This window comes from Arthrobacter sp. JCM 19049, from assembly GCF_001310435.1.
Genome location: NZ_BAXF01000385.1, coordinates 1 through 2,094, shown reverse-complemented (window position 1 = coordinate 2,094; position 2,094 = coordinate 1). Strand labels below are relative to the sequence as shown.

1 protein-coding gene and 1 pseudogene are annotated in these 2,094 nt (G+C 64.5%); both read right to left on the bottom strand.

What is annotated here, in order from left to right; all coding sequences use genetic code 11:
• Nucleotides 1-50: 50 nt before the first annotated feature.
• Nucleotides 51-1,338: pseudogene (locus tag JCM19049_RS12460) on the bottom strand (adenylosuccinate synthase).
• A 241-nt stretch (nucleotides 1,339-1,579) separates the two neighbouring features.
• Nucleotides 1,580-2,011 (bottom strand): hypothetical protein, encoded by a 432-nt coding sequence (locus JCM19049_RS12455; RefSeq protein WP_054821749.1) that lies wholly within the window; start codon nucleotides 2,009-2,011, stop codon nucleotides 1,580-1,582.
• Nucleotides 2,012-2,094 lie beyond the last annotated feature (83 nt).

Genomic DNA, 2,094 nt, shown 5'->3' with positions numbered 1-2,094 from the left:
GTGCCGGCCATCCTGCGCGGCAACCGGGTGTGTCCGGCAGCCGACGGAGACTAGTCGTTGAGCAGGTCGTAGCGCACGATCGTCTGGTCGCGGTCCGGGCCAACACCGATGGCCGAGATCCGGGTGCCGCTCATGGCCTCGAGCGCCAACACGTAGTTGCGCGCGTTTTCCGGCAGGTCCTCCAGGCTGCGGGCCCCGCTGATGTCCTCGGTCCAGCCGTCGAAGTACTCGAAAATCGGCTTGGCGTGGTGGAATTCGGTCTGCGTCATCGGCATTTCGTCGTGGCGCACCCCATCCACGTCATAGGCCACGCAAACCGGAATCTTCTCGATGCTGGTCAGCACATCCAGCTTGGTCACGAAGTAGTCGGTGAAGCCGTTCACGCGCGAGGCGTGGCGGGCCATGACCGCGTCGTACCAACCGCAGCGGCGCGGACGACCGGTATTCACGCCGAACTCGCCGCCGGTCTTCTGCAGGTATTCGCCCATCTCGTCAAACAGTTCGGTGGGGAACGGCCCGGCACCCACACGGGTCGTGTAGGCCTTGATGATGCCAATGGAGCGGTTGATCCGGGTGGGGCCAATGCCCGAGCCCACGGACGCACCGCCGGCGGTCGGGTTGGAGGAGGTCACGAACGTAGGTGCCGTGGTCAACATCCAGGAACGTGGCCTGGCCGCCTTCCATGAGCACCACCTTGTCCTCATCCAGGGCCTTGTTCAGTTCATAGGTGGAATCGATGACCAGTGGACGCAGGCGCTCGGCGAAGGACAGGAAGTACTCGACGATTTCCTCGACGGTCACCGCACGGCGGTTGTAGACCTTGACCAGCAGTTCGTTCTTCTGACGCAGCGCGCCTTCAACCTTCTGGCGCAGGATTGATTCATCGAACACGTCCTGCACGCGGATGCCCAGGCGGCCGATCTTGTCCATGTAGGTGGGCCCGATGCCGCGGCCGGTGGTGCCGATGGCCCGCTTGCCCAGGAAACGCTCGGTGACCTTGTCCATGGTCTGGTGATAGGGGGCCACCAGGTGGGCGTTGGCCGAGACCCGCAGGCGTGAGGTGTCCGCCCCGCGGGCTTCCAGCCCGTCAATTTCCTCGAACAGGGCCTCGAGGTTCACCACGCAGCCGTTGCCGATGATCGGGGTGGCGTTCGGGGACAGGATGCCGGCGGGAAGGAGCTTGAGCTCATACTTCTCACCGCCAACAACCACGGTATGCCCGGCGTTGTTGCCGCCGTTGGGCTTGACGACGTAGTCGACCTTGCCACCGAGCAGATCGGTGGCCTTCCCCTTGCCTTCGTCGCCCCACTGGGCGCCGACGATCACGATTGCTGGCATGGGATCCTCCCCCTTGCGTAAAGCAGTGGTACCGGCGTGCTTCGCGCCGCCCCGGCACGGTGCCGGGCAAAAATATACCCCTTGACGCACTTACAGGACCATGGGTCCACCATAAGAGTTCAGGGGGCTCTTACAAACAAAGTTTAGCGAACCGGTAGGTTATTCTCGAGCTCGTTGCCGTGTGCCGTCATGTGTTCTGCCTGCGCCGGCTCCGCCAGCAGGCGCGGACCCGGACCCGGAACTAGAAAAGCTGCATCAAACGCGGGACATCCCCTCGCTCCGTGACCGGGTGCCCGTAGGCACGGGCACGTTTGCCGATCACCACGGCCAGGACAAACAGCAGCAGCGCAGCTGGCCAGCCCAGCGGATCAAAGAGGCCCAGGAACCCCACGCTTCCAAGGATGAGCGTGTTCCTGCGGTAGACCCGGGCCACCTGCGGGACGCAGCCCAGAATATGCCCCCGCACCGTCATCCGGTACGCCAGAACGATTCCGCCAAGCAGCAGCAGCCCGGGCAGTTGGAACAGCACCGAATGGCTCAGCAGGACCACCAGGCCCGCGCCGGCGAACAGCAGCACCTCCAGGCTCCACCCACGGTACTGCTGCGCATTCTTCCTCCAAAAATCGACACCTCGCGCTCCCGCGGCGCCCGGTTCATCGGCCAGCGTGTGCATAAGAAGGCGATGTTACTGCATCGTCCTGGAGGTTGGGCATTGCTGCCCCCCGCTGGACCGCGCGGGGCCGCGCGGCCGGCCTT